Genomic DNA, 26712 nt, shown 5'->3' on the forward strand with positions numbered 1-26712 from the left:
CGTATGGATTTCGTATTCGATGAAGACCAGGAAGCGCTCGCGGACAGCGTCAAGCGCCTGCTGATGACCGAGATGACGCCCGAGCTGATCCGCGAGCTGTGGGCGACGCCGACCGGGCGCTCGGATGACCTGTGGGCATTGTTCGCGTCGCAGGGGCTGACCGCCGTGTCGGTGCCCGAAGCACACGGCGGCCTCGGCCTGACCGAAGCGGAATGGGCGCTGCTCGCGCAGGCCTACGGCTATTTCGGCAGCCCCGAGCCGCTGCTCGACACGGCGCTCGTGTCGGCCGGCGTGCTGGCGCGGCTGCCCGCGAGCGACTGGCGCGACGCGCTGCTGCGCGACATCGCCGAAGGGCGGGCGCGCGTCGCGCTCGTGCATCCGGTGAACCCGTATGCGGCCGACGTGCATGTCGCGGACACGCTGCTGTGCGAACACCGCGGCGAGCTGCACCGCGTCGATCCCGCGCAGTGCGCATGGCGCGCGGTCGACAGCGTCGACCCGTCGCGGCGCCTGTTCACGCTCGACTGGGAGCCGTCGGCGGCCACCCGCATCGCGAGCGCCGACGAAGCCGCGCCGCTGCTGAACCGCGCGCTCGACCATGGCGCGTTCGCGGTCGCCGCGCAACTGCTCGGCCTCACGCAGCGCGTGCTCGACGTCGCGATCGACTACAGCGCGCAGCGCAAGCAGTTCGGCAAGGCGATCGGCTCGTACCAGGCGCTCAAGCATTTGCTCGCCGACGTCGCCATCCGCTACGAGTTCGCACGGCCGGTGGTCGCGCGCGCCGCGCAGGCGATCGCCGACGATCACCCGCAGCGCGCGGTGTTCGTGTCGCACGCGAAGCTCGCCGCGATGTCGGCCGCGCAACTGGCCGCGCGCCACGCGATGCAGGTGCACGGCGCGATCGGCTACACGTGGGAGCTGGACCTGCAGATCTTCATGAAGCGCATCTGGGCGCTGTCCGGCAGTTGGGGCGACAGCGCGTTCCACAAGGCCCGCGTGGCCGACGCGATCCTCGGCGACGCATTGCCGATCGGCCCCGCGCAGACCTTCGATTTCGAGGAAACGAACCGATGAAACAAGCCTATATCGTCGACGCGCTGCGCACGCCCACCGGCCGCCGCAAGGGCGGGCTCGCGCACGTGCATGCGGCGGACCTCGGCGGCTTCGTGCTGAAGACGCTCGTCGAGCGCAACGCGATCCCGGCCGACGAATACGACGACGTGGTGTTCGGCTGCGTCGACACGATCGGCCCGCTCGCGGGCAACATCGCGCGCACCTGCTGGCTCGCGGCCGGGCTGCCGCTGCAGGTGCCGGGCGTGACGGTGGACCGCCAGTGCGGCTCGTCGCAGCAGGCCGTGCACTTCGCCGCGCAGGCCGTGATGAGCGGCGTGCAGGACGTGGTCGTCGCCGGTGGCGTGCAGACGATGACGCAGATCCCGATCTCGTCCGCGATGACCTGCGCGGCGCCGCTCGGCTTCACCGATCCGTTCTCGGGCAGCGCCGGCTGGCGCGCGCGCTTCGGCGACGCGCCGGTGTCGCAGTTCGTCGCCGCGCAGCGGATCGCCGATCACTGGAACCTGTCGCGCGACGCGATGGAGCGTTACGCGCTGGAGAGTCACCGCCGCGCGGTCGCGGCGATCGAGGGCGGCCATTTCAAGCGGGAGATCGTGCCGTTCGAAGGGGTGATGCATGACGAGACGCCGCGCCCCGACACGTCGCTCGACAAGATGGCGACGCTCGAACCGCTGACGCCGGGCGGCTCGCTGACGGCCGCCGTCGCGAGCCAGACCTGCGATGCGGCCGCGGCGCTCCTGATCGTGTCGGAGGACGCGCTCAAGCGCTACGACCTCACGCCGCGCGCACGCATTCATCACCTGAGCGTGCTCGGCGACGATCCGCTGTGGATGCTCACCGCGCCGATTCCGGCGACCCGGGCTGCGTTGAAGAAGAGCGGGCTCGATCTGGCGCGGATCGACGTCGTCGAGCTGAACGAGGCGTTCGCGTCGGTTGCGCAGGCGTGGCTGGCCGATACGCGTTTTCCGCACGAAAAGACCAACCCGAACGGCGGCGCGATCGCGCTCGGCCATCCGCTCGGCGCAACCGGCGCGCGGCTGATGACGACGCTGTTGCACGAGCTGGAACGCACGGGCGGCCGCTACGGGCTGCAGACGATGTGCGAAGGCGGCGGCCTCGCGAACGTCACGATCATCGAGCGCCTGTGAGCGCGTCACTTTCACCATCTCAGGATCCACGAGGCACCAGCATGGGAATCTGCAACGGACGCACCGTCATCATCACCGGCGCGGGCGGCGGGCTCGGGCGCGAATACGCGCTCGCGTTCGCGGCCGAGGGCGCGGCGGTCGTCGTCAACGACATCCGGCACGACGCCGCGCAGGCCGTGTGCGACGAGATCGCGCGGCGCGGCGGCCGCGCGCTCGCGAATTCGGACGACATCACCCGGGTCGACACGGCGCAGCGGATCGTCGATGCCGCACGCGCTGCGTTCGGCGACGTGCACGTGCTCGTCAACAACGCGGGCATCTGCCGCGACAAGATGTTCACGAGCATGACCGAAACCGACTGGGACGACGTGATGCGCGTGCATTTGCGCGGCCACTTCTGTCTGTCGAGCGTGCTGGCACGCGCGTGGCGCGACGCCGCGAAGGCCGGTAACCCGGTCGACGCGCGGATCGTCAACACGAGTTCGGGCGCCGGGCTGCAAGGCTCGATCGGCCAGTCGAACTACGGCGCGGCAAAGGCGGGGATCGCCGCGCTCACGCTGATGCAGGCGGCGGAACTCCAGCGCTATGGCGTGCGCGTGAACGCGCTGGCGCCGGCCGCGCGCACGTCGATGACCGAAGGCGTGTTCGCCGACATGATGAAGAAGCCCGAGGACGGCGGCTTCGATTATTTCGATCCGGCCAACGTCGCGCCGCTGGTGGTGTGGCTCGGCAGCGCGCAATCGGCCGACGTGACGGGCCAGGTGTTCGAGGTCGCGGGCGGGATGATCGCGGTCGCCGAAGGCTGGCGCACCGGCCCCCGTGTCGATCGCGGCGCGCGCTGGGCGGCGGCCGAGGTTGGCCCGGCGGTCGCTCGACTGCTGGCCGACGCGCGGCCCGTGCAGCGCGTGTACGGGAGCTGACCGATGGATCTGGCGCTCACCGACGAACAGGCGATGATCCGCGACGCGGCGGCCGACGTGCTCGCCGAACGCAGCGCGTCCGCCGACGTACGCCGCGCGATCGAGCAATCGGCCGGCCGCGACGATGCGCTGTGGGCCGCGCTCGCGGGCGAGCTCGGCTGGAACGCGCTTGCGCTGCCGGAAGCGGCGGGCGGGCTCGGGCTCGGCGCGGTCGAGCAGACGGTGCTGATGGAGCAGCTCGGCCGGCGCGTCGCGTGCGTGCCGTATTTTTCGACCGCGTGCCTGGCGGCGACCGCACTGGCTGGCTGCCGCGAGGCGGCCGGCGCCACCGGCTGGCTTGCAAAGATCGCCGAAGGCGCGTGCAGCGCGACGCTGGCGCTGCCATTCGAGATGCCCGCGGGTTCGTGGTCGTTGCCGGTCGTCGCGGAAGAGGCCGCGAGCGGCTACGCGCTGTCCGGCGAGATCGCGCAGGTGATCGACGGCGTGCGCGCCGATCTGCTGCTGATTCCCGCCCGGATCGCGAACGAAGGGCAGTCGATCGGTTTGTTCGCGATCGACGTCGCAACGGCAACGGGCCTGACCGTCACGCCGCTCGACACGCTCGATGCGACGCGGCCGATCGCGCGCATCGTTCTCGACGAAACGCGCGTGAGCCGCGACGCGCTGCTCGCCGTCGGCGCCGCCGCGGCCCGGACGATGGAACGCACCGCCTGGTTCGCGGCGCTCGCGCTGGCCGCCGAACAGCTCGGCGGCGCGCAGCAATGCCTCGACCTGACGCTCGACTACACGAGCCAGCGCGTGCAGTTCGGCCGGGCGATCGCGTCGTTCCAGGCCGTCAAGCATCGATGCGCGCAGATGATGGTGCTGATCGAAGCGGCGCGTTCGGCCGTACTCGGCGCCGCGCACGCATGGGATGCCGAAACCGGCGCGATGCCGGGCGCCGCGTTGCGCGCCGACATCGCGGCCGCGAAGGCCGCCGCGAACGATGCGTATGCGTTCTGCGCGCAGGAAGCGATCCAGCTGCATGGCGGTGTCGGTTTCACGTGGGAATACGACCCGCATCTCTATTTCAAGCGCGCACAGGCGTCGAGCGCTCAGTTCGGCAGCACGCCGCACCTGCTCGAATGGATCGCATCCCGTGCGATCGACGGCGGCGCATCGCCGCGCGACGAAGCCCGGGCAGCGTCGCCGGTTTCGATCGCCACGCGTGCATCGGTCGCGCGCGCAGGAGCCCTCCAATGAACAGCGAAACGCGTGAACGGCAATTGCGGCACGAAGTGGCGGACTGGGTGCAATCGCACCTGACCGGCGAATTCGCATGCCTGAAATACCGCGGCGGCCCCGGCGACGAGGAAGCGTGGCCCGCGTTGCGCAAGGCGTGGGAGCGCGAACTGGCCAACGGCGGCTGGACCGGCCTCGGCTGGCCGACCCGCCAGGGCGGGCGCGGCTTCTCGGTCGCCGAGCAGGTGATCTTTCACGAGGAATATGCGCGCGCCGGCGGTCCCGGACGGATGGGCCACATCGGCGAAGGGCTGCTTGGGCCGACGCTCGTCGCGTGCGGCACCGACGACCAGCGCGCGCGCTTCCTGCCCGGCATCCTGGCCGGCACGCAGTTCTGGTGCCAGGGCTACTCGGAGCCCGGCGCGGGTTCGGACCTCGCCAACGTCCGCACGCGCGCCGAGCAGGACGCGGACGGCGCGTGGCGCGTGCACGGCCAGAAGGTATGGACGTCGCTCGCGCACGATTCCGACTGGATCTTCGTGCTCGCCCGCACCGATCCCGCGTCGACGGGCAACAAGGGGCTGTCGTTCCTGCTGATGCCGCTCGACCAGCCGGGCATCGAGATCCGGCCGATCAGGCAGCTCAACGGCGGCGCGGAATTCAACGAGGTGTTCTTCGACGGCGCGCGGGCCGACGCACGCGATCTGATCGGCGCGGCCGGCGACGGCTGGCGGATCGCGATGACGCTGCTCGGCTTCGAGCGCGGGATGTCGACGCTCGGCCAGCAGATGCAGTTCGTCCGCGAACTCGAATGGGTGATCGACGCGGCGCGCGAATCGGGCGCGGACCGCGACCCCGTGCTGCGCCAGCGGATCGGCCGCGCGTGGGCCGGGCTGCGCGTGATGCGCTACAACGCGCTGCGGATGCTGTCCGGCGCGGACGATGCCGACGGCGGCTCGGGTGCGTCGCTGCGGCGCGAGGCGCTCATCTACAAGTACTTCTGGTCGAACTGGCACCGCGATCTCGGCCAGCTCGCGATGGACGCACTCGGCCCGCGCGCGAACGTGCTCGATCCGGCCGACGACAAGCTCACCCATCTGCAGCGCGTATTCCTGTTCTCCCGCGCGGACACGATCTACGCGGGCACCAACGAAATCCAGCTCAACATCATGGCCGAGCGCGGGCTCGGCATGCCAAGAGAACCACGAGGCACAGCATGACCGAACCCCAGATCCAGAAAGCGCCGGCATACGTTCCCGGCCATCAGTTGCTCGCCGGCAAATCGGTGTTGATCACGGCTGCCGCGGGCGCCGGCATCGGCTTCGCGGCCGCGCGCCGCTGCGCGGAGGAAGGCTGCCGCGCGCTGTTCATTTCGGATATCCACGACAAGCGCCTCGCACAGGCCGTCGAGACGCTGCGCGCGGAAACCGGGCTGCAGCAGGTCCATGGCCGCCTGTGCAACGTCGCGGTCGAGGCCGACGTGCAGGCGCTGGTCGCCGAAGCGCAGGACAGGCTCGACGGCGTCGACGTGCTGATCAACAACGCCGGGCTCGGCGGATCGACCCGCATCGTCGATATGGACGATGCCGAATGGTCGCGCGTGATCGACATTAGCCTCACCGGGACGTTCCGGATGACGCGCGCGATGCTGCCGCACATGCAGGCCCGCGGCCGCGGCGCGATCGTCAACAACGCATCGGTGCTCGGCTGGCGTGCGCAGGCGGAGCAGGCGCACTACGCGGCGGCGAAGGCGGGCGTGATGGCGCTCACGCGCTGCGCGGCGCTCGAGGCGTCGCCGTACGGCGTGCGCATCAACGCGGTCGCGCCGAGCATCGCGATGCACGATTTTCTGAAGAAGTCGGCTCCGGCCGATTTGCTGAATCAACTGGCGTCGCGCGAAGCCTTCGGGCGCGCCGCCGAAGTCTGGGAGGTTGCGAACGTGATGGTGTTCCTGGCAAGCGATTACGCGTCGTACATGACGGGCGAAGTGCTGTCGGTCAGCAGCCAGCACGCATGATGGATACGACCCTCGACTCCGTCCGCGCGACGCCGCGCGTGTTCGCGCATCCCGGCGAACTCGCGGCCGCCGTCGGCGACACGCTCGGCGCGAGCGCGTGGCTCGCGATCGACCAGATCCGCATCGACGGCTTCGCCGATGCGACGGGCGATCACCAGTGGGTGCACGTCGATCCGGTGCGCGCGAAGGACGGCCCGTTCGGCGCGTGCATCGCGCACGGCTACCTGACGCTGGCGCTCGTCAATCATTTCCTGCCGCAGATCGTGCGCATCGACGGCGCGCGGCTCGGCGTCAACTACGGCTGCGACAGGATCCGTTTTCCCGCGCCGGTGAAGGTCGGCGCACGCGTGCGCGGCGTGGGCGAGCTGCTGCGCGTCGAGCCGCTCGACGGCGGCGTGCAGGCATGGATTCGCGTGACCGTCGAGATCGACGGCGAGCCCAGGCCCGGCTGCGTGGCCGACACGATCAGCCGCTATTACTTCTAGTTTCCGATTCAGAGAGCCAGCACATGGAAGACGCAGTCATCGTTTCCGTCGCACGCACGCCGATCGGCAAGGCGTTTCGCGGCATGTTCAACGACACCGAGGCGCCCGCGCTGGGCGGCCACGTCGTGCGCGCCGCGCTCGAACGCGCGGGCGTCGCGCCGGCCGACGTCGACGACGTGCTGATCGGCTGCGCCGCGCAGCAGGGCACGCAGGGCTACAACATCGGCCGCCTGTCGGCCGCGGCGGCCGGGCTGCCGGCGTCGGTGCCGGGGATGGCGATCGACCGCATGTGCTCGTCGGGCCTGATGTCGATCGCGAGCGCGGCGCGCAGCATCGGCGCGGGCGATGCGCGGATCGTCGTCGCGGGCGGCGTCGAGTCGATCTCGCTCACGCAGAACAAGCACAAGAACGCGTATCGCGCGCGTTCGCAGGCCGTGCTCGAGCACCAGCCCGACGCGTACATCGCGATGATGGAAACGGCCGAGATCGTGTCGCGCCGCTACGGCATTTCGCGCGCGGCGCAGGACGCATTCGCGCTGCAGAGCCACCAGCGCACCGCCGGCGCGCAGGCAGCCGGCCGCTTCGACGCGGAAATCGCGCCGCTCGACGTGCGGCGCGCGCTGTTCGACGAGGAAGGCAATCCGGCCGGCCACGAAGCGGTGCGCGCGGCGCGCGACGAGGGCGTGCGCGCCGACACGACGGCCGAGCGGCTCGCGGGGCTGAAGCCGTCGTGGAGCGGCGGCAAGCTCGTCGAGCAGGGCGAGTTCGTGACCGCGGGCAACGCATCGCAGCTGTCGGACGGCGCGGCGGCCGTGGTCGTGATGTCGCGCGCCGAGGCGACGCGTCGCGGGCTGACGCCGCTCGGCGCGTTCCGCGGCCTCGCGGTGGCAGGCTGCGCGCCGGACGAGATGGGTATCGGCCCGGTGTTCGCGATTCCGAAGCTGCTGGCGCGCTTCGGGATGACCGTGGCCGACGTCGGGTTGTGGGAGCTGAACGAGGCATTCGCGTGCCAGGCGCTGTACTGCCGCGACACGCTTGGCATCCCGGACGACCGGTTGAACGTGGACGGCGGCGCGATCGCGCTCGGCCATCCGTTCGGGATGTCGGGCACGCGGATGACGATGCACGCGTTGCTCGAAGGCGCGCGGCGCGGCGTGCGGCACGCGGTCGTGACGATGTGCATCGGCGGCGGGATGGGGGCGGCCGCGCTGTTCGACGTCGGCGCATAACGTCCGGTAGCGGCACGCGGACGAGCCGCGCCGCACGAGCGGCCATCCATTCAGGACCCTTCGAGGCCGCGGCAACGACCGACGGCCCAGAGACTGGCGGCCGACGGTGGCCGGCGCTTCGGCGCCTGCCGCCGTCGATCGCAGACACAGGAGACAAGCATGAAACGAACCTTGCCCGGACTCGCGATATCGGCGCTCGTGCTCGGCGCCGCGCTGTTCGCATTCTCGCCGCGCCCGCTGCCGGCGTTCCCGGTCACCGCGATCCATGCCGACCGATTGCAGATCAACGGGCTCGCCCGTGCCGGCACGACGCGCATCGTCGCGGTCGGCGAGCGCGGCGTGATCCTGCTGAGCGACGACGCGGGTGCGCACTGGCGGCCGGCGGCGATCGCGCACGACCCGGCATCGACGCTCACGCAGGTGCGCTTCATCACGCCGACGCTCGGGATCGCGGTCGGCCACGACGGGCGGATCGTGCGCAGCGACGACGCGGGCATGCACTGGCGCGAGGTGCACATCGACCACGACCATTCCGATCCGCTGCTGTCGATCTGGGGTACCGCCGACGGCCCGCTGTTCGCGGCCGGCAGCTTCGGCCAGCTGCTGCGCTCGGACGATGCGGGTGTCAACTGGCGGACGGTGAAGACGCCGGCCGGCGACCGCCACCTGAACGCGATCGTCGGCGACGGCCGCGGCAACCTGCTGGTCGCGGGCGAGAGCGGCACGCTGCTGCGCTCGGCCGACAACGGCGTCACGTGGGACAAGCCGCCGTCGCCGTACGCGGGTTCGCTGTTCGGCGCGCTGATGCTCGCGAACGGCGACTGGGTCGCATACGGGATGCGCGGCAACGTGGTGCGCAGCACCGATCACGGCGCGACCTGGACGCACGTCGACAGCCACGTGCCGGTGTCGTATTTCGGCGCGACGCAGCTCGCGGATGGCGAACTCGTGCTGGTCGGCCAGGGCGGCGCGATCGTCGTGTCGAAAGACGGCGGGCTGACTTTCGACGTACGCAAGCTCGGCGGCGTGCAGAGCCTCGCGGCCGTGCTCGACATGGGGCACGGCGCGCTGCTGCTCGGCGGCGAATCCGGTGTCGCGCCGCTCGCCGTGTTGCCGTCCTGACGCGCGGCCCGGCGGCCGCGATCGATGCAGCCGCCGTTTTTCGCCCGTATCCGTTCGTTTCGCATCGCCCGTCCGTCCCGACACGAGAATTCCATGAACGACCTGTCCCGTCCCCCTGAAGCCGTTTCCGCGTCGCGCCTCGCCACGTTCGTCGAGCGCTGCGCCAACACGATCATCCGCCGGCGCCGGCTGCTGATGCTGCTGTGCGTCGCGGTGACGCTCGCGCTCGGGCTGTCCGCGACGCGGCTGAAGCTCGATCCGGGCTTCAACAAGATGATCCCGATGCAGCACCCGTACATGCAGGTGTTCGAACGCTACGCGGGGGCGTTCCCCGGCGCGAACACGATCCTCGTGAGCCTGCGCTGGAAGGGTGACGGCGACATCTATAACCAGACCTTCATGGACGCGCTGCGCCACGCGACCGACGACGTGTTCTTCATCCCCGGCGTGAACCGTTCGCGCGTGTTCTCGCTGTTCACGCCGAACGTCCACTACACCGAGGTGACCGAGGCCGGTTTTCGCGGCGACGTGGTCGTGCCCGGCCAGTTCTCGAGCGCGAACCCGGACGATCTCGCGAAGGTGCGCCGCAACGTCGCGCGCTCGGGGCAGATCGGCCGGCTGGTCGGCAACGACCTGAAGTCGGCGCTGATCCGCGCGGAACTGCGCGAGACCGATCCCGCGACCGGCAAGCGGCTCGACTACAGCGCGGTCGCGCACCAGCTGGAGGAGATTCGCGCGAAGTACGCGAAACGGGGCATCGACGTGAACATCATCGGCTTCGCGAAGCTGGTGGGCGACGTCGAAGCCGGGATCGCCGGCGTGATGGCGTTCTTCGCGCTCGCGTTCCTCGTCACGGCCGCGCTGCTGTTCGCGTATACGCGTTCGCTGAAGACCACCGCGCTGGCGCTCGTCGTCGCGCTGCTGCCGGTCGTCTGGCTGCTCGGCGCACTGCCGCTGCTCGGGCTCGGCATCGACCCGATGTCGATCCTCGTGCCGTTCCTGATCTTCTCGATCGGCGTGTCGCACGCGGTGCAGATGACCAACGCGTGGAAGCAGGCGCTGGTGCGCGGCGCGTCGTCGGTCGATGCCGCGCGCGACGCGTTCCGCAAGCTGTTCGTGCCGGGCACCGTCGCGCTGCTGACCAACGCGCTCGGCTTCATGGTGATCATGCGGATCAGGATCGACATCGTGCGTGAGCTCGGCATCACTGCATGCCTCGGCGTGCTGCTGATGATCGTGACCAACAAGGTGTTCCTGCCGATCCTGCTGTCGTACACGCGGCTCGAGCCCGGCACGCTGGCGCGCGCGCAGCGCACCGCGGCGGCCGGCGGCAGCCGGATGTGGTCGCGCTTCGCGGTGTTCGCGCGGCCGGCGCCGGCGCTCGGCGTGTGCGCGGTGGCGCTCGCGCTGCTCGCGTACGGCACGCTCGAATCGCGCCGGCTGGAGATCGGCGACATCGGCACCGGCGCGCCGGAGCTGCGCGCGAACTCGCGCTACAACGTCGACAACGCGGCGATCACGCACCAGTACAACATCGGCGTGGACGTACTGTCGGTGATCGTCGAGACGACCGGCTTCGACGACGCATGCCTGCATTACCCGGTGATGAGCGCGATCGAACGCTTCGAGATGAACATGCGCGGCGTGGCCGGCGTGCAGTCGGTGACGAGCGTGGCGTCGCAGGGCAAGGTGTTCATCGCCGCGTTCAACGAAGGCAACCCGCGCTGGGCCGCGCTGCCGCGTTCCAGCGACGGACTCACGCAGGGCGCCAACGCGTTCGATCCCGACAACGGGATGAACACCGCGAACTGCAAGGCGATCCAGGTCCTGATCTACACGAAGAACCACGAAGGCACGACCATCGCGCACATCGTCGACGAGATCAAGCGCTTCGCGGCCGAGAATCCGACGCCGAACGTCGCGTTCCGGCTCGCGGGCGGCAACGTCGGCGTGATGGCCGCGACCAACGAGGCGGTCGGCGACGCGGAGATCGCGATGCTGCTGTCGATCTTCGGCGCGATCGCGCTGCTCTGCGCGCTCACGTTCCGCTCGTGGCGCGCGGTGCTGTGCATCATCGTGCCGCTCACGCTCGTGTCGATCCTGTGCAACGCGGTGATGGCGCGGCTCGGCATCGGGCTGAAGGTCGCGACGCTGCCGGTGATCACGCTCGGCGTGGGCGTCGGCGTCGACTACGGGATCTACCTGTACGAGCGCCTGCAGCACGACCTCCGCCACGGCGCGACGCTGCCGGACGCGTTCGCCGATGCGATGCGCCAGCGCGGCACGGCGGCGCTGTTCACGGCCGTCACGATGTTCATCGGCGTCGGCACGTGGGCGTTCTCCGCGCTGAAGTTCCAGGTCGACATGGGCGTGCTGCTCGCGTTCATGTTCCTCGTGAACCTGTTCGGCGCGGTGTTCCTGCTGCCCGCGCTCGCCGCGTGGCTCGGCGTCGAGCGTGCCGAGCGCCGCCTGCCGAAGCAGCAGCCGTCGCCGGCGACCCCCGCGCCGCCGCAGCCGGCGCCCGCACTCGAACACGGCAACCCGGTGCGCTGAACGGCGCGCCGATTTTCCCCGCGCGCGGCGGGCCGCCGCGCGCTCTCCACAAGAGGAGTCAACCCACATGTCCGCACGCCCTTACAAGATCGAAGCCCAGCCGCTCGCGCAGCGCTATGCGCGCGGCTGGCACTGCCTCGGCCTCGCCCGCGACTACCAGGACGGCAAGCCGCATACGCTGAACATCTTCGGCCGCAAGCTCGCCGCGTTCGCCGATTCGACCGGCAAGGTCAACGTCGTCGACGCCTATTGCCCGCACATGGGCGCCGACCTGAGCCTCGGCACGGTCCAGGGCGACACCCTCGTGTGCCCGTTCCACGGCTGGGCGTGGAACGGCGAAGGCCAGTGCGCGTCGATTCCGTACTGCAAGCGGATTCCGCCGAAGGCGCGCATCGGCGCGTGGCCGACCTGCGAGGAAAACAACCTGCTGTTCGTGTGGAACGACCCGGAAGGCCATGCGCCGCCGGCCGAGGTCGCGATTCCGCGCCTCGACGTGTGTTTCTCGGACGAATGGTCGGGCTGGGTCATCGACAAGATGGTGATCCACGCGAATTGCCGCGAGCTGGTCGACAACATCTCGGACGTCGCGCACTTCGCGACCGTGCACCGTGCGCCGATCGACTATTTCGCGAACCTGTTCGAGCACCACAAGGCGACACAGTTGTTGGTCGGCCGCAGCGAGAAGCTCGGCGGCGACAGCCTGACCGCGCTGTCGACCTATTTCGGGCCGGCCGTGCACATCACGCAGATGACGGGGCAGAGCAACGGGCAGCCGATCCATTCGGTGCTGCTGAACTGCCACGTGCCGATCGACATGAACAGCTTCGAGCTGCGGTACGGCGTGATCGTGAAGAAGGTGGCCGGACTGTCCGACGAGCAGAACATGGAGATCGCGAATGCGTACGTGAAGGAAGCGCAGCGCGCGTTCTACGAGGACGTGGACATCTGGCACAGCAAGACGCGGATCGACAACCCGCTGCTGTGCGAAGGCGACGGCCCGCTGTACCAGATGCGCGACTGGTATTCGCAGTTCTACCTGGACGTGGCCGACGTGCGGCCCGCGAGCGTCGCGCGCAAGGCGTTCGAGATGCGCATTCGCGAAGGCGACGCGCCGCCGGCGCTGCATCACGTGTTCGAGCCGCAGTAAAAAAGGGGGCAGGCCGGCCGGAAAAGAGGGGCGTATCGAAAGCGCGTCGATCGGCCGGCAACACCCGCCGCAGAAGGCGCGCCGGGCACCTGCGCTTGTGCGCCGCACCAAAAGAACTTGACGAAACGGTCGCTACCGCGTAGTGTCCGAGACCGAAGTCGTCAAGAAGTTCGATTGCTCATCATTGGCCGCACACCGTGCGGCAGTCGTTGGTCTCTCCCTCTTTGATTCTTTCTGTGCCCGTCGCGGGCGCATGTTCACCATTCGTCATTTGTATTAAGGAAGTATTTGTGGATACCGGTACCGTCAAGTGGTTCAACGAAACCAAGGGCTTTGGTTTCATTTCCCCGGACAACGGCGGCGACGATCTGTTCGCCCATTTCTCGGAAATTCGCGGCACGGGCTTCAAGACCCTGGCCGAAGGCCAGAAGGTCAGCTTCGAAGTGAAGCGTGGCCCGAAGGGTCTGCAAGCGTCGAACATCACGCCGCAGTAAGCCGCATCGGCAGCGGTCGCCGATCGGCGGCCGTTGCCGGATGGAGTATCGCGCGGGGCGCTGCCTGACGGCGGCCTGTGCGTTCCGATGCGCACGACCGATGCATCGCGACATTCACGATGCATCGGTCGTGACGCCTCCCTCATCGCATGCCTGAACCGCATGCGACGCAACGCCCTCGCGAAGCGCAAGCCGTTTTGCGAGCGCATCACCGCTTCAACGCATCAACCCGAGCAGACCGCCGCCATGCCGTAGCTGGCGCGGTCCCGACTTGCGCGGCGCTGCTGGCGCCGCAGCCACCGACCGCCCGAACGTCGCAACGCGCCGGGCTCCGATCGCAAGACAGGCCCGAGGCCCGTCTGAACGAACCGATCCCGGCAGCCTGCCGGCCGCCGTCCCGTTTGCGGGAATCGGCGCCGGGCAGTCGCCGGCCGCGGTCAATCACCTTGTCTGGAGGAATTGGTTTGGCAAAAGAAGAACTGCTGGAACTGGACGGAATCGTCGACGAAGTGCTGCCGGACAGCAAATACCGTGTCACGCTGGAAAACGGCGTCGTGGTCGGCGCATACGCGTCGGGCCGCATGCGCAAGAACCACATCCGCATTCTCGCGGGCGATCGCGTGACGCTCGAACTGTCGGTGTACGACCTCACCAAGGGCCGCATCAACTTCCGGCACAAGGACGCGAATTCGCCGCGTCCGCCGCGAAGCGGGCAGCCGCGCCGCTAAGCGGCCACCATCGGTGCGCCGCAGCGCGCACCGATCGACACCCGTCCGGCCGCACGGCCGGACGAACCGGCTGAGCGGCGCACGGTGTGCCGTTCGCCGGTCGCCGGCGGCGCCATCGCGCCGCGGCGGCTTCTCCCGCCTTTGCCGGCGCCGTGCGTGTACCACGCTCAGGCGGCCGCGTCCTGCAGCAAGTCTCCCCGTTCCGAACCGCACGAGCCGGGCGAAACGCATCGTCGTCCGCATCGGCCGGCGACTGAACGCACCCGTTGCGACGTCGTTCGCCTGCGGCTTTACGCGCGGGCCGGCGCGGTCGTACACTCGTCGGCAATTCGCGGCCCGCACGCGGCTTTCAATCCCTTCGGTGCGGGCTCGTCACGACAACCTGCCGGACCGATTGTCCACAAAGGATCCGAGCATGAGTACCGCCCCGACGCCGGACCCGCGCGATGCACTGCCCGTGCGCGATGGCACGAGCCTGATCGCCTATCTGCACATCCTGAGGAAAGCGCATGCGGCGCTGGTTGGCCAGGATCACGCGCATCAGCGCTTCAGCGAGATCGTCACGCGCGGGCAGGCGCGCCAGTACAGCCAGTACATCGAGGAACTGATGCCGGTGCTGCTGCGCAAGCGCGCCGAGCACCGGGCGCGCAAACATGGCGGGAAGCACCATTGAGCGAACGGCGGGTGCGCATGTGTCGCGTCATGCCGCCCGCTGCACGCTGACCGCCGATACCGCCGCGCCCGTCAGTTGAACCGCCGCGCCGGCGAGCATCGCGACGCGCAGGCCGGCCGCGCCGCCATGCGCGGCTGCGAACGCCGTGCCGAGCACCGCGATGCCGAGCGTCGCGCCGGTCATTCGCGCGACGTTGACGAGCGCGCTGGCGGTGCCCGAACGCGCCGCGTCGACCGCACCGACCGCGACGGTCATCAGCGGGCCCGTCGCGATCCCCATCCCGAGCCCCGTCAACGCCAGCCCGATTTCGGCGCCGAGCAGGCTCGCTGACTCGGCCGATGCGCCGATCGCGGCGAGCCCGCTCGCGATCACCGCGACACCGCCGGCCGTCGTCGCACGCGTGCCGATACGCTCCGACAACGGCCCCGACCACGGCGACACGACGACGAACACGAGTGCCATCGGCAGCAGCGCGAGCCCCGCGCCGGTCGAATCGAGGCGGCCGACGCTTTGCCACGTCAGCGGCAGCAGGAACAGCACGCCGTACATTCCGAACGTCATGCCGGTGGTCGCGGCGATCGCGCCGCGAAATGCGCTGATCCGGAAGAGGTCCAGCGGCACCAGCGCGGATTCTCCGTGGTGGCGCTCGATCGCCACGAACGCGACGAACGACGCGACCGCGATGCAGCCGGCGATCGTGCAGGCGACCGGTGCGTCGCGGAACACGATCGCCGCATACGCGAGCGCGCCGAGCGCGAGTGCGCCCGCGACTTGCGCCGCACCGTCGAAATGACGGCCGTGCGGATCGGACGATTCGGGCACGGCCGGAATCGCGAGCAGCATCGCGGCGACGCTCAGCGGCACGACGACGAAAAAGATGCTGCGCCAGCCGAAGTGCCGGATCAGCACGCCGCCGAGCGTCGGGCCGAGCGCCATCGCGACGCCGTTGCACGCGGCCCAGATGCCGAGCGCGCGGCCGCGCGCGACCGGATCGCGCCACACGACGCGCACGATCGCAAGCGACGCCGGCAGCAACAACGCCGCGCCGATGCCGGCCAGCGCACGTGCGGCGATCAGCACCGATACCGATGGCGCGAGCGCGCACAGCAGCGACGCAAGCGTGAAAACGGCCGTGCCGGCCATGAAGATGCGGCGCCGGCCGTACAGGTCGGCGAGCAGGCCGCCGGTCAGCAGCAGCACCGCGTACGTGAGGTTGTAGCTGTCGACGACCCATTGCAATGCACCGACGCCGGCGTGGAAATAGGCGCCGATGGCGCGCGTCGCGAGATTGACGACGGCCGTGTCGACCTGCGCGACGAGTACGGCGAGGCACAGGGTCAGCAGGGTGACACCGCGCCGTTTGACGGCGCGCTCGGCCAGTGCGGCCAGTTCTCCGGTATGGGCCACGGGCGATGCTCCTCGGGTGTCGGACGTTCGAGCTTAGGGCCCGCCTGCTGACAGCGTGGTGTCAGCAGGCGGGCGCCCCGGGCGCGCGCAATCGACATGCCCGTGCATCCAACGACGAACGGGGCTTGCGCCCCGTTTCCGTTGGTTGGCCGTGAACGATCGCGTCCGCCTACGCCGCCACCTTTCGCGCCCGCACCATCGTCAGCGCCGCATCCTCGATCATGTCCTCCTGCCCGCCGACGAGCCGCTGACGGCCCAGCTCGACGAGGATGTCGCGCGCCGGAATCCCGTACTTCGCTTCCGCACGCTTCGCGAACAGCAGGAACGACGAGTAGACGCCCGCATAGCCGAGCGTCAGCGCATCGCGGTCGAGACGGATCGGCGCATCCATGATCGGCACGACGAGATCCTCGGCGACGTCGGAAATCGCGAATACGTCGACGCCCGTTTCGATCCCCATCCGGTCGCACACCGCGACGAACACTTCCATCGGCGTGTTGCCCGCGCCGGCGCCGAGGCCGGCCGCCGCCGCGTCGATCCGGTTCGCGCCGGCGGCGACCGCCGCGACCGAATTCGCGACGCCCATCGCGAGGTTGTGGTGGCCGTGGAAGCCGAGCTCCGTCTCCGGCTTCAGCGCGTCGCGCACCTGGCCGATTCGCGCGGTCACGTCGTCGGGCAGCATGTGGCCGGCCGAATCGGTGATGTAGATGCAGTTCGCGCCGTACGACTCCATCAGCTTCGCCTGTACGACGAGCTGTGCCGGCGACGACATGTGCGCCATCATCAGGAAACCGACCGTGTCGAGCCCGAGCGTGCGTGCGAGGCCGATATGCTGCTCGGACACGTCGGCCTCGGTGCAGTGCGTCGCGACGCGGATCGTGCCGACGCCGAGTGCGTGCGCCATGCGCAGGTGCTCGACGGTGCCGATGCCGGGCAGCAGCAGCGCGGACACCCGGGCCTGTTTCAGCTCCGGAATCACGGCGCTCAGGTATGCCTCGTCGGTGTGCGCGGGAAACCCGTAGTTGACCGACGCGCCGCCGAGGCCGTCGCCGTGCGTGACCTCGATCAGCGGCACGCCGGCCGCGTCGAGCCCGCGCGCGATGTCGCGCATCTGGTCGAGCGTGATCTGGTGGCGCTTCGGGTGCATCCCGTCGCGCAGCGACATGTCGTGGACGGTGATCTTCTTGCCTGCAAGTGACATCGTGTGGCTCCTCGGCTCAAGCGGTGGCGGCCGTCGCGGCCAGCATCTGTTCGGCGAAACGCTCGGCCGTGGCGGCCGCGGCGGCGGTCATGATGTCGAGGTTGCCCGCGTACTTCGGCAGGTAGTCGCCGAGCCCCTCGACTTCCATGAACACCGACACGCGATTGCCGTCGAACACCGGGCCGTTCTTCAACGTGTAGCCGGGCACGTAGCGTTGCACTTCCTTGACCATCGCATGCACGGACGCGGTGATCGCGTCGACGTCGGGCGGCCCGTCGGTCAGGCAGTGGATCGTGTCGCGCATGATCAGCGGCGGCTCGGCCGGGTTGATGACGATGATCGCCTTGCCCTTGCGTGCGCCGCCGACCTGTTCGATCGCGCCGGACGTCGTGCGCGTGAACTCGTCGATGTTCTTGCGCGTGCCGGGGCCGACCGAGCGCGACGACACGGTCGCGACGATCTCGCCGTACGCGACCGGCTGTACGCGCGACACCGCATACACCATCGGAATCGTCGCCTGGCCGCCGCAGGTCACCATGTTCACGTTCGTCTGCGCGCTGTCGAGATGCGCGTCGAGGTTCACCGGCGGCACGCAATACGGCCCGATCGCCGCGGGCGTCAGGTCGATCATCTTCACGCCGAGCGCGGTGAGCTTGTCGGAATTGTCGCGATGCACGTATGCCGACGTCGCGTCGAACGCGATGCGGATCTCGTCGCCGACGACGTGCGGCAGCAGCCCGTCGACCCCCTTGTCGGTGGTTTTCAGGCCGAACTCGCGCGCGCGTGCGAGGCCGTCGGATGCCGGGTCGACGCCGACCATCCACACGGGTTCGAGCACCGGCGAACGGCGCAGCTTGTACAACAGATCGGTGCCGATGTTGCCCGGCCCGATCAATGCGCATTTGATTTTCTTCATCGGGAGTGCTCCTTTAGATAAAGCGGACGTCGCAGCCGCCGATGCCGGCGATGTGCATCGACAGCGTGTCGCCGGCCGTGACCGGAATCAGTTTCGCGAGCGAGCCGGACAGCACGATCTCGCCGGCAAGCAGCGGCACGTCGTAGGCGGCGAGCGTGTTCGCGAGCCACGCGACCGCATCGGCGGGATGGCCGAGCGCCGCATCGCCGCGACCGCGCGCGACGGGCTCGCCGTTTTTCTCGATCGTCATCTCGCAGGCGGCGAGATCGAGCGTGCGCGGATCGACGCGCGCATCGCCGAGTACGTACACACCGCACGAGGCGTTGTCGGCGACGGTGTCCTCGATCCGGATCGCCCAGTCGCGGATGCGCGAGTCGACGATCTCGAAGCAGGGCGCGACGGCGGCCGTCGCGGCGATCACGTCGGTGCGGTCGATGCCGGGGCCGCGCAGGTCGTGCGCGAGGATGAACGCGATCTCGCCCTCGGCGCGCGGCGCGATCAGCGAGTCGGTCGCGATCGCTTCGCCGGCCGCATGGTGCATGCCGGACAGCAGGATGCCGAAATCGGGCTGGCGCACGTTGAGCATGTCCTGCACGGCCTGGCTCGTCACGCCGATCTTCTTGCCGACGACCGCTTCGCCGTGTTCGACGCGGCGTTCGATGAAGCGCTGCTGGATGAGATAGGCATCGTCGAGCGACAGACGGCGCGGGCGGCTCGACAGCGGCGCGACCGGCGCGCGCGCGTGCCACGCGGCGTACAGCTCGTCGCCGAGCGTCGTATGCAGGCGGGAAGACATGAAAGGGCCCTCGAATGGAAAAAGGCCGCCGTCGCGGGCGGCGTCGTGCGCCGGAGCGGGGCTCCGGCGCGTGGAGCGCGGGCAGGCCGCGTCGATCGATCAGTTACCCGAACTACGGATCGCGTCCGGCGAGAAGTACGCTTCGCTGAACTGCGGGCTGTTGTCGAGCTTCGGCATCGGGCCTTCGTTGGTGAGGCGGTCGGCCATGTATGCGCCGGAGATCAGGTCGTGGAAGAACACGACGCCCGGATAGAACGTCTTCGCGTCATACGCATACAGCGTCGTCGCGACGTTGGTGCGCCACAGCTGGCCGCGCGCGTCGTAGTTGTCGGCGAGCAGCGTCATCCAGGAATCCTCGTCGATGTACAGCACGCGCTTCGCATACTGATGACGGTAGTTGCTCTTCAGCGTCGCCTGCAGCACCCACACACGATGCAGTTCGTAGCGGATGTACGCCGGGTTTTCATGCCCCTTGGTCAGCAGGTCCGCATACTTGACCGAGCTGTCCATCGCCTTGTAGTTGTCGTACGGCACGTAGATCTCGCGCTTGCCGACGATCTTCCAGTCGTAGCGGTCGCCGGGGCCGTTGTACAGGCGATCGTCGTCGACGGTGCGGAAGCCGCCCGGGCCCTGCGGCTGGTCATAGCCGTATTCCGGCGCCTGACGCACGCGCCGGGTGCCGGGGTTGTACATCCACGTGCGCGACGCGTTGTCCGCGCCGGCCTTGTCCCAGTTCTGGAAGCCGACGATCAGCGAGCCGCGGTCGGACAGCGGCAGCTCCGTCGCGTTGCGGTAGAACGTGCGGTTGTTCAGGTCATTCTTCACGTCGTACTTGCCGACGTTGCGCGGCGAGTAGATGTCGTAGCGCACCTTGCCCCACGCGATGTTGCCGTCGGAATAGACGACCGCCTGGTCGTAGGTTGCCTGTTCTGCACCGATCGCCGACGACATGCGCTGATTCCACAGCAGCTCGGCGGCCGTCTTCGGGATCGGATAGGGCACCTGCGGCGGCGCGTTGGTCAGCCCGTTCGCGTCGGACGTCATCGTCGAATCGGGCGCGTACGTGCGGATGTCCTTGTAGACGGAATCGGTGTAGCGGAAATCGCGATGACTCGGGTAGACGTTGATCTTGAACGTGGCCGGATAGCGCTTGAACATCGCCTTCTGACCGTCGGTCAGATGCTCCGCATACTGCGCCATGTTTTCCGCGGTGATCGTCGCGATCGGCTTCTCGTTCGCGAACGGATCGGGGTAGCGGCCGCCGCGCTTGTACTGCACGTCGGGCGGCGTGCCGAGCCACTTGCCCGACCACTCCGGCACGCCGTTGTCCTTGCTCGCGGCGCGCAGCGCGCCCATCGGCGTCAGCGGGCCGTCGAGCGCCTTCAGGTCGTCCGGCGTGACCTTCGGGAACGACGCCGTCGCGACGACCGCGCACGCGGCCATCACCGAGGCGCGAAGGAGGGGGAGATGAATGCGTTTCATATCAATCCTCTTGTTGCTGAGTGACGAGCGGTCGGGCCGCTCAGAAGTGATAGGTCGCCGTGGCCAGTACGTAGTCGCGATCCGAGAGCGGACGCGTGACCGGGTTCGGCGAGCCGAGGAACTTGGCATAGACGAGCGACAGCTGCAGGTTGCTCAGGCGCGTGAAGGTCAGCCCGGCCGTCACGCGGTGATCGCCCTGGCCCGTCAGCGAGCCGAGTGCGCCAGCGAGCGGCGACGTGCCCGTCAGGTCGTGCGTGTAGGTCAGCGGCACGTCGAGATCCCAGCCGTTGAACACGTTCTTGTAGCTGAGCGTCCACGCGATCTCCATCGCGAGCGCGTTGCGCGAATTCGACAGCGTGGTCGAGCCGTCGAGCGCCGAGATGCTGCCTGCGTGCACGTACGTGAGTTCGCCGATCAGCGATTGCGAGTTCGCGAGGAAGCTCGGCCCGATCGAGTAGATGCCGGACAGGTTGGTCTGCAGCACGTTCGCGCGGGTCGACTGCGGGCCGGTCGCCGTATTGACCAGCACGGCCGCGCCCTGGCGGTACGACACTTCGCCCGCGACGTTCACCGGGCCGACCTGCGTCGAGAAGCTCGCGCCGGTCAGCTTGATGTTGCTGAAATACTTCTGCTGGTACTGCAGCGTCGGGAAGTACGTCGTGACGACGCTCGGGTTCATGTCGTTGTAGTGCAGGTGGTACACGCCGAGCTCGGTGTCGCCGAGTATGCGAAAGCGCGCGCCGATCCCCCACTGGTTGCGTGCGCTCGGCTTGTCGTCCGGGCCGCGCGGAATGATCATCCCGCCCGGGCCGATGATGTATTGCGCGCCGGGGCCCGTGACGTCGGAGTAGCTCCAGTACGTGCCGGGCGCGGTCAGCCGGTTCTGCTGGTACGAGAACTGGTAGTAGCCGAGCAGGCTGAAGTTCGGCGTGATCTGCCACTGCGTCGAGATCTGCGGCACCGGCAGCAGGATGTCCTTGACCTCGGCGCCGGCCATGTACGACTTGGTCGCGTCGGACGGCCCCTGTGCGCCCGCGATGTTCGGGAAGAACAGGCTTTCGCCCCAGGCGACCACCTGATCGCCGACCTTCACGTTCAGGCTCGTCGAACCGAGATGGAACGTGTTGTACGCGTACGCGGCGAGCAGCGTCGTGTGGCCGCCCGACCAGTAGCGCGCGTCGCTCGTGAAGTCGTTGTACTGGCCGGAGTGGTTCACGGTGCCCGGCGCGTCGTTGTAGTTCGGGCGCCGATACGCCTGGTCGTAGAACGTGTCCGCGCGAACGAATATCCCCCAGTCGTCATGCTTCAGGTTCACTTCGCCGAGCAGGCTGACCTGGTTCTCGATCAGCTTGTTCTTCGCGAAGTTGCGATCGCCGTCGTCGCCGTTGATGTTCGCCGGCGTCAGCAGATTGCCGCTCGGCGCACGGGTGCGCATGCCGAGGCCGTAACTGAGCGTGAACGTATAGTCCAGCGTCGTGTCGGCGCCGAGCGCGATCGTGCTGCCGGCGTGTGCGTCCGGAACGGCGCACGTCAGCAGCGCGGCGGCCAGCGTCGACAGCGTGGCGGCGGCCCGCTTGTCGGTACGGCGCGAAATCCGTTGATGCATGGTGTCTCCTCTTGGGGTATCGACGACGGTCGACTCTGTGTGTTGTCGTGAGAGGCAGAGTAGGGAGATCGCGGTAGCAGGGAATCGTCAAAATGAACTAGAGGACTTCCCTAGCATCGGCAACGACCGGCTGCGCACCGTGTGCATCGCATGGTTCAGCGCGCGTCCGTCCGTGCGGCCGACAGGAACGCGGGCCGTTCGCCGCCGCCGTCGAGTCGCAGGTTCGCGCCCGACGTGTACGACGCGTCGGGCGATGCGAGGAACAGGCAGGCGGCGGCGACGTCGTCGGGTGTCGCGAGCCGGCCGGCGGGAATCGTCGCGCGAATCGCGTCGAGCGCGGCATCGTCGCCGTAGTGGCCTTCGGTCGCCGCGTCGGTCTGCACGAGGCTCGGGCTGATCGCGCACACGCGCACGCGCGGCGCCCACTCGACCGCGAGCGACGTGACCGCGTTGACGAGGCCGGCTTTCGCGGCGCCGTATGCGGCCGTGCCGGGCGACGGCCGCGATGCGCTGACGCTCGCGATGAACAGCATCACGCCGCCCGTGGATTGCGGCTGCATGATCGCGTTCACGCGCTGCGCGAGTTGCAGCGGCGCGATCAGGTTCAGCCGCACGATCGATTCGGTGAAGCGCGGCGACGCATCGGCCGCGAGCGCGAACGGCGAGCCGCCCGCGTTGTTGACGAGCACGTCGAGGCCGCCGGCCATGTCGCGGATCGTCGCGAGCATCGCGTCGACCTGCTCGATGTCGCGCAGGTCGGCCGCGACGAAGGCAGCCGTGCGGCCATTCGCCGACGGCGGCGTATCGGGCGCGCTGCGTCCGCAGACGAACACGCGCGCCCCGGCCGCGAGAAACCGTTCGGCGATGCGCCGCCCGATGCCCTTGGTGCCGCCCGTCACGAGCACCGTCTTGCCGCTGTAGTCGAATCCGTTCATCGTCGCCTCCGTTTCGGTGGACCGATGATAGGAACAAGTGCGCGCGGCTTCGTAGTCTGAAAGGATGATGTCGGCCGGCGCCGGCGGCGCAATCATCGTGGCAGGCATCCATCGAACGACGAAGGAGACAACCCGCGATGACGACCCCCACGACGCCGCCGGCCGGCATCTTCACCGACGTACCGGGCGGCATGCGCCTGCATCATTTCGAGGCGGGCGAGGGCCGGCCGGTGGTGTTCATTCACGGCAGCGGGCCGGGCGCCAGCGGCTTCAGCAACTTCAAGCACAACTATCCGGCGTTCGCGGCGGCCGGCCATCGCGCGATCGTCGTCGACCTGCCCGGCTACGGGCAGTCGTCGAAGCCGTCCGACGTCGCCTATACGCTCGATTTCTTCGTCGGTGCGCTGCATGCGCAACTCGCCGCGCTCGGGATCGGGCCGGCCGTCCTGCTCGGCAATTCGCTCGGCGGCGCGATCGCGCTGAAATACGCACTCGACTACCCGGACGAAGTGGACGGGCTGATCATGATGGCGCCCGGCGGCGTCGAGGATCGCGACACCTATTTCCGGATGGAAGGGATTCAGCGGATGGTGAAGCTGTTCACCCATCGCCAGATGAATGACGACACGATGCGCGAACTGCTGACGCTGCTCGTGCACGATCCGGCGATCGTCACCGACGCGCTCGTCGCCGAGCGGATGAAGGTATGCGTCGAGCAGCCGACCGAAGTGCTGTCGACGATGAGCGTGCCGAACCTGACCGCGGCGCTCGGCGATCTGCGCAGCCCGGTGCTCGGTTTCTGGGGTACGGACGATCGCTTCAATCCGGTCGGCGGCGCGCTGACCTTCCTCGAACGCTGCCGCGATGCGCGCTTCGTGCTGATGAACCGCTGCGGCCATTGGGTGATGGTGGAGCACGCCGATTATTTCAATCGGGAATGCCTCGATTTTCTTGCGGCGCGGAATACGCGATAACGCCGGATGCGCTCGCAGGCGCCCATCCGAATACAAGGAGACGACATGAAACTCATCGAAGAACTGTTCGACCTGCGCGGCAAGGTGGCCGCGATCACCGGCGGCGCGCGCGGTATCGGCGCCGAGACGGCGCGTACGCTGGCCGCGGCCGGCGCGAGCGTCGCGATTCTCGACGTGCTGTCGCAGCCGGCGCAAGCGCTGGTCGAGGACATCCGCGCACAGGGCGGCCAGGCCGCATTCTGGTCGCTCGACGTCACGCACGAGGCGGATGTGGCGCGCGTGTTCGACGAGATCGTCGCGCGCTTCGGGCGCCTCGACGTGCTCGTGAACAACGCGGGCATCGAAGGGCACAACGTGCCGACGCACGAGCTCACGCTCGCGCAATGGCAGCGCGTGCAGGACGTGAACGTCAACGGCGTGTTCCTGTGCACGCGCGCGGCGATTCCGCATATCGACGCAGCCGGCGGCGGATCGATCGTGAACCTGTCGTCGATGTACGGGATCGTCGGCGGCCCCGACGTGCCCGCGTATCACGCGTCGAAGGCCGCGGTGCGGATGATGGCAAAGGTCGACGCGATGCTGTACGCGGCGAAGAACATCCGCGCGAACTCGGTGCATCCCGGCTATATCCGCACGCCGATGCTCGAGGACGCGTTTCGCCAGATGGGCCAGGACCCCGATCGCGCGTTCGAGTACATGCAGACGCACGTGCCGATGGCGAAGATCGGCAATCCGCGCGATATCGCGGCCGGCATCCTGTATCTCGTGTCGCCGGCAGGCCGCTACGTGACGGGCGCGGAGCTCGTGATCGACGGCGGGTTTACCGCGCGCTGATACGGCGCGCTCGCGCAACGGAACAGGAGACAGGCAGTTGAAAGTGCTCGTGGCAGTGAAACGCGTGGTCGACGCGAACGTGAAGGTCGGCGTGAAATCCGACCGGACGGGCGTCGATATCGCGAACGCGAAGATGTCGATGAACCCGTTCGACGAAATCGCGGTGGAAGAAGCGGTGCGGTTGAAGGAGGCTGGAGTCGCGACCGAAGTGGTCGCGGTATCGGTGGGTGTCGCGCAGGCGCAGGAAACGCTGCGCACGGCGCTGGCGATCGGCGCGGATCGCGCGATTCTCGTCGAGTCGAATGAAGGCGTCGAACCGCTGGGCGTCGCGAAGGTGTTGAAGGCGCTGGTCGAGCGGGAGCAGCCGCAATTGGTGATTCTCGGCAAGCAGGCGATCGACGACGATGCGAACCAGACGGGCCAGATGCTCGCCGCGCTGGCCGGTCTGCCGCAGGCGACGTTCGCGTCGAAAGTCGTGATCGCCGACGGCCATGCGACGGTGGCGCGCGAAGTCGACGGCGGCGCGCAGACGCTGTCGCTTCGACTGCCCGCGGTCGTGACGACCGACCTGCGCCTGAACGAGCCACGCTACGTGACGCTGCCGAACATCATGAAGGCAAAGAGGAAGCCGCTGGAAACGGTGAAGCCCGACGATCTCGGCGTCGACGTATTACCGCGCGTGAAAGTGCTCAAGGTGAGCGAGCCGCCGAAGCGCGCAGCCGGCGTGAAGGTGCCGGACGTGCAGACGCTGGTCGGCAAGCTGAAGACCGAAGCCAAGGTGCTGTAACAGGGAACGCAACGACATGACGATTCTGGTAATGGCCGAGCACGACAACGTGTCGATCAAGGCCGCGACGTTGAATGCGGTGGCCGCGGCACGGGCGCTCGATGCCGTGGGCGTCGGCGATGTTCACGTGCTGGTCGCGGGCCACCACGCGCAAGCGGCGGCCGATGCAGCGGCAAAGATCGCGGGCGTTTCGAAGGTGCTGCTGGCCGATGCGCCGCATCTGGCCGAAGGCCTGGCGGAAAACGTCGAAGCGACTGCGCTGAACATCGCGAAGGACTACTCGCACATCCTCGCGCCGGCCACCGCGTACGGCAAGAACGTCGCGCCGCGTATCGCCGCGAAACTGGATGTCGCACAGATTTCCGAGATCACGGCCGTTGTATCGGCCGACACGTTCGAGCGCCCGATCTACGCGGGCAACGCGATCGCGACCGTGCAGTCGGGCGATCCGGTCAAGGTCGTCACGGTGCGGGCGACCGGCTTCGATCCGGTTTCGGCGGAAGGCGGCAATGCGACGGTCGAGAGGATCGACGCAGCGGCAGACGTCGGCACGTCGCACTTCGTGAGCCGTGAAGTGACGAAACTGGATCGGCCGGAACTCACCAGCGCGAACATCGTCGTGTCGGGCGGCCGCGGACTGGGCAGCGGCGAAAACTACACGAAGGTGCTCGAGCCGCTGGCCGACAAGCTGCAGGCCGCGCTCGGCGCATCGCGCGCGGCAGTCGACGCCGGCTACGTGCCGAACGACTATCAGGTCGGCCAGACCGGCAAGATCGTCGCGCCGCAGCTGTACGTCGCGGTCGGCATTTCGGGTGCGATCCAGCACCTGGCCGGCATGAAGGATTCGAAGGTGATCGTCGCGATCAACAAGGATCCCGAAGCACCGATCTTCAGCGTGGCCGATTACGGTGTCGTCGGCGACCTGTTCACGCTCGTGCCGGAAGCGGTCGCGGCGCTCTGACG

Annotated in this window: 25 protein-coding genes; 18 read left to right on the forward strand and 7 right to left on the reverse strand. The window is 68.6% G+C overall.

Annotation, left to right across the window (positions count from 1 at the left end):
• The first annotated feature begins 3 nt into the window (after window positions 1–3).
• The 14 genes from DFS13_RS02090 (at window position 4) to DFS13_RS02160 (ending at window position 14811) form a co-directional block, all read left to right on the forward strand.
• Complete coding sequence (locus DFS13_RS02090) at window positions 4–1074, forward strand: acyl-CoA dehydrogenase family protein (protein WP_006494774.1); 1071 nt, start codon at window positions 4–6, stop codon at window positions 1072–1074.
• Window positions 1071–2222, forward strand: coding sequence for an acetyl-CoA C-acetyltransferase (locus DFS13_RS02095; RefSeq protein ID WP_060211155.1), 1152 nt, complete (start codon window positions 1071–1073; stop codon window positions 2220–2222). Before DFS13_RS02090 ends, DFS13_RS02095 begins: the two co-directional genes overlap by 4 nt.
• A 41-nt stretch (window positions 2223–2263) precedes the next feature.
• Window positions 2264–3142: an SDR family oxidoreductase gene (locus tag DFS13_RS02100; RefSeq protein ID WP_060211154.1), complete on the forward strand. Its 879-nt coding sequence runs from the start codon at window positions 2264–2266 to the stop codon at window positions 3140–3142.
• A gap of 3 nt (window positions 3143–3145) precedes the next feature.
• Window positions 3146–4384: an acyl-CoA dehydrogenase family protein gene (locus DFS13_RS02105; protein ID WP_048988192.1), complete on the forward strand. Its 1239-nt coding sequence runs from the start codon at window positions 3146–3148 to the stop codon at window positions 4382–4384.
• Window positions 4381–5583 carry an acyl-CoA dehydrogenase family protein gene (locus DFS13_RS02110; RefSeq protein ID WP_111441335.1) on the forward strand — a complete coding sequence of 401 codons (1203 nt, stop codon included), beginning with the start codon at window positions 4381–4383 and terminating at the stop codon, window positions 5581–5583. Before DFS13_RS02105 ends, DFS13_RS02110 begins: the two co-directional genes overlap by 4 nt.
• Window positions 5580–6380, forward strand: a complete 801-nt coding sequence (locus DFS13_RS02115) for an SDR family oxidoreductase (protein ID WP_006481546.1) — start codon at window positions 5580–5582, stop codon at window positions 6378–6380. The genes DFS13_RS02110 and DFS13_RS02115 overlap by 4 nt, the downstream gene beginning before the upstream one ends.
• Window positions 6380–6865: a MaoC family dehydratase gene (locus tag DFS13_RS02120; protein WP_111441336.1), complete on the forward strand. Its 486-nt coding sequence runs from the start codon at window positions 6380–6382 to the stop codon at window positions 6863–6865. The genes DFS13_RS02115 and DFS13_RS02120 overlap by 1 nt, the downstream gene beginning before the upstream one ends.
• Window positions 6866–6888: 23 nt before the next feature.
• The gene (locus tag DFS13_RS02125; protein WP_058903167.1) at window positions 6889–8094 is read left to right on the forward strand and encodes an acetyl-CoA C-acyltransferase; all 1206 of its coding nucleotides are present in this window, start codon (window positions 6889–6891) and stop codon (window positions 8092–8094) included.
• Between the two features lie 159 nt (window positions 8095–8253).
• The gene (locus tag DFS13_RS02130) at window positions 8254–9216 is read left to right on the forward strand and encodes a YCF48-related protein (protein WP_006494780.1); all 963 of its coding nucleotides are present in this window, start codon (window positions 8254–8256) and stop codon (window positions 9214–9216) included.
• Window positions 9217–9309: 93 nt separating this feature from the next.
• The gene (locus DFS13_RS02135) at window positions 9310–11769 is read left to right on the forward strand and encodes an RND family transporter (RefSeq protein ID WP_111441337.1); all 2460 of its coding nucleotides are present in this window, start codon (window positions 9310–9312) and stop codon (window positions 11767–11769) included.
• A 67-nt stretch (window positions 11770–11836) separates the two neighbouring features.
• Window positions 11837–12916, forward strand: coding sequence for a Rieske 2Fe-2S domain-containing protein (locus DFS13_RS02140; RefSeq protein WP_006483025.1), 1080 nt, complete (start codon window positions 11837–11839; stop codon window positions 12914–12916).
• A 290-nt stretch (window positions 12917–13206) separates the two neighbouring features.
• Entirely contained in the window at window positions 13207–13410 is a 204-nt protein-coding gene (locus DFS13_RS02145; RefSeq protein WP_006483056.1) for a cold-shock protein, read from the forward strand.
• Between the two features lie 464 nt (window positions 13411–13874).
• A complete protein-coding gene (infA, locus tag DFS13_RS02150; protein ID WP_006483034.1) occupies window positions 13875–14138 on the forward strand; it encodes a translation initiation factor IF-1 in 264 nt (87 codons plus the stop codon).
• Window positions 14139–14553: 415 nt separating this feature from the next.
• On the forward strand, window positions 14554–14811 hold the full coding sequence (locus tag DFS13_RS02160; protein ID WP_058903164.1) for a hypothetical protein: 258 nt from the start codon (window positions 14554–14556) through the stop codon (window positions 14809–14811).
• A gap of 27 nt (window positions 14812–14838) precedes the next feature.
• Here DFS13_RS02160 and DFS13_RS02165 read toward each other — a convergent pair whose 3' ends face one another.
• The 7 genes from DFS13_RS02165 to DFS13_RS02195 form a co-directional block, all read right to left on the reverse strand.
• Window positions 14839–16218, reverse strand: coding sequence for an MFS transporter (locus tag DFS13_RS02165; RefSeq protein ID WP_060211150.1), 1380 nt, complete (start codon window positions 16216–16218; stop codon window positions 14839–14841).
• A gap of 169 nt (window positions 16219–16387) precedes the next feature.
• Window positions 16388–17419 carry a 4-hydroxy-2-oxovalerate aldolase gene (dmpG, locus tag DFS13_RS02170; protein ID WP_060211149.1) on the reverse strand — a complete coding sequence of 344 codons (1032 nt, stop codon included), beginning with the start codon at window positions 17417–17419 and terminating at the stop codon, window positions 16388–16390.
• A 16-nt stretch (window positions 17420–17435) separates the two neighbouring features.
• Window positions 17436–18335, reverse strand: a complete 900-nt coding sequence (locus DFS13_RS02175) for an acetaldehyde dehydrogenase (acetylating) (RefSeq protein WP_006483009.1) — start codon at window positions 18333–18335, stop codon at window positions 17436–17438.
• Window positions 18336–18348: 13 nt separating this feature from the next.
• Complete coding sequence (gene dmpE, locus DFS13_RS02180; protein WP_034202299.1) at window positions 18349–19131, reverse strand: 2-oxopent-4-enoate hydratase; 783 nt, start codon at window positions 19129–19131, stop codon at window positions 18349–18351.
• 99 nt (window positions 19132–19230) lie between these two features.
• Window positions 19231–20613 (reverse strand): DUF1329 domain-containing protein, encoded by a 1383-nt coding sequence (locus DFS13_RS02185; RefSeq protein WP_034202300.1) that lies wholly within the window; start codon window positions 20611–20613, stop codon window positions 19231–19233.
• Window positions 20614–20653: 40 nt separating this feature from the next.
• A complete protein-coding gene (locus tag DFS13_RS02190; protein ID WP_006494789.1) occupies window positions 20654–22219 on the reverse strand; it encodes a DUF1302 domain-containing protein in 1566 nt (521 codons plus the stop codon).
• Between the two features lie 155 nt (window positions 22220–22374).
• A complete protein-coding gene (locus tag DFS13_RS02195; RefSeq protein WP_006483021.1) occupies window positions 22375–23154 on the reverse strand; it encodes an SDR family oxidoreductase in 780 nt (259 codons plus the stop codon).
• Window positions 23155–23291: 137 nt separating this feature from the next.
• Between DFS13_RS02195 and DFS13_RS02200 the strand changes: the two genes are divergently transcribed.
• The 4 genes from DFS13_RS02200 to DFS13_RS02215 are packed head-to-tail and all read left to right on the forward strand — an operon-like array spanning window position 23292 to window position 26710.
• A complete protein-coding gene (locus DFS13_RS02200; RefSeq protein ID WP_006483031.1) occupies window positions 23292–24128 on the forward strand; it encodes an alpha/beta fold hydrolase in 837 nt (278 codons plus the stop codon).
• A 45-nt stretch (window positions 24129–24173) separates the two neighbouring features.
• The gene (locus DFS13_RS02205) at window positions 24174–24962 is read left to right on the forward strand and encodes an SDR family NAD(P)-dependent oxidoreductase (RefSeq protein ID WP_006483065.1); all 789 of its coding nucleotides are present in this window, start codon (window positions 24174–24176) and stop codon (window positions 24960–24962) included.
• A 37-nt stretch (window positions 24963–24999) separates the two neighbouring features.
• Complete coding sequence (locus tag DFS13_RS02210; protein ID WP_060211148.1) at window positions 25000–25749, forward strand: electron transfer flavoprotein subunit beta/FixA family protein; 750 nt, start codon at window positions 25000–25002, stop codon at window positions 25747–25749.
• A 16-nt stretch (window positions 25750–25765) separates the two neighbouring features.
• Window positions 25766–26710 (forward strand): electron transfer flavoprotein subunit alpha/FixB family protein, encoded by a 945-nt coding sequence (locus DFS13_RS02215; RefSeq protein WP_060211147.1) that lies wholly within the window; start codon window positions 25766–25768, stop codon window positions 26708–26710.
• Window positions 26711–26712 lie beyond the last annotated feature (2 nt).

Source organism: Burkholderia sp. 28_3 (genome assembly GCF_003253915.1).
In the GTDB taxonomy this organism is placed as follows: Bacteria; Pseudomonadota; Gammaproteobacteria; order Burkholderiales; family Burkholderiaceae; genus Burkholderia; species Burkholderia cenocepacia.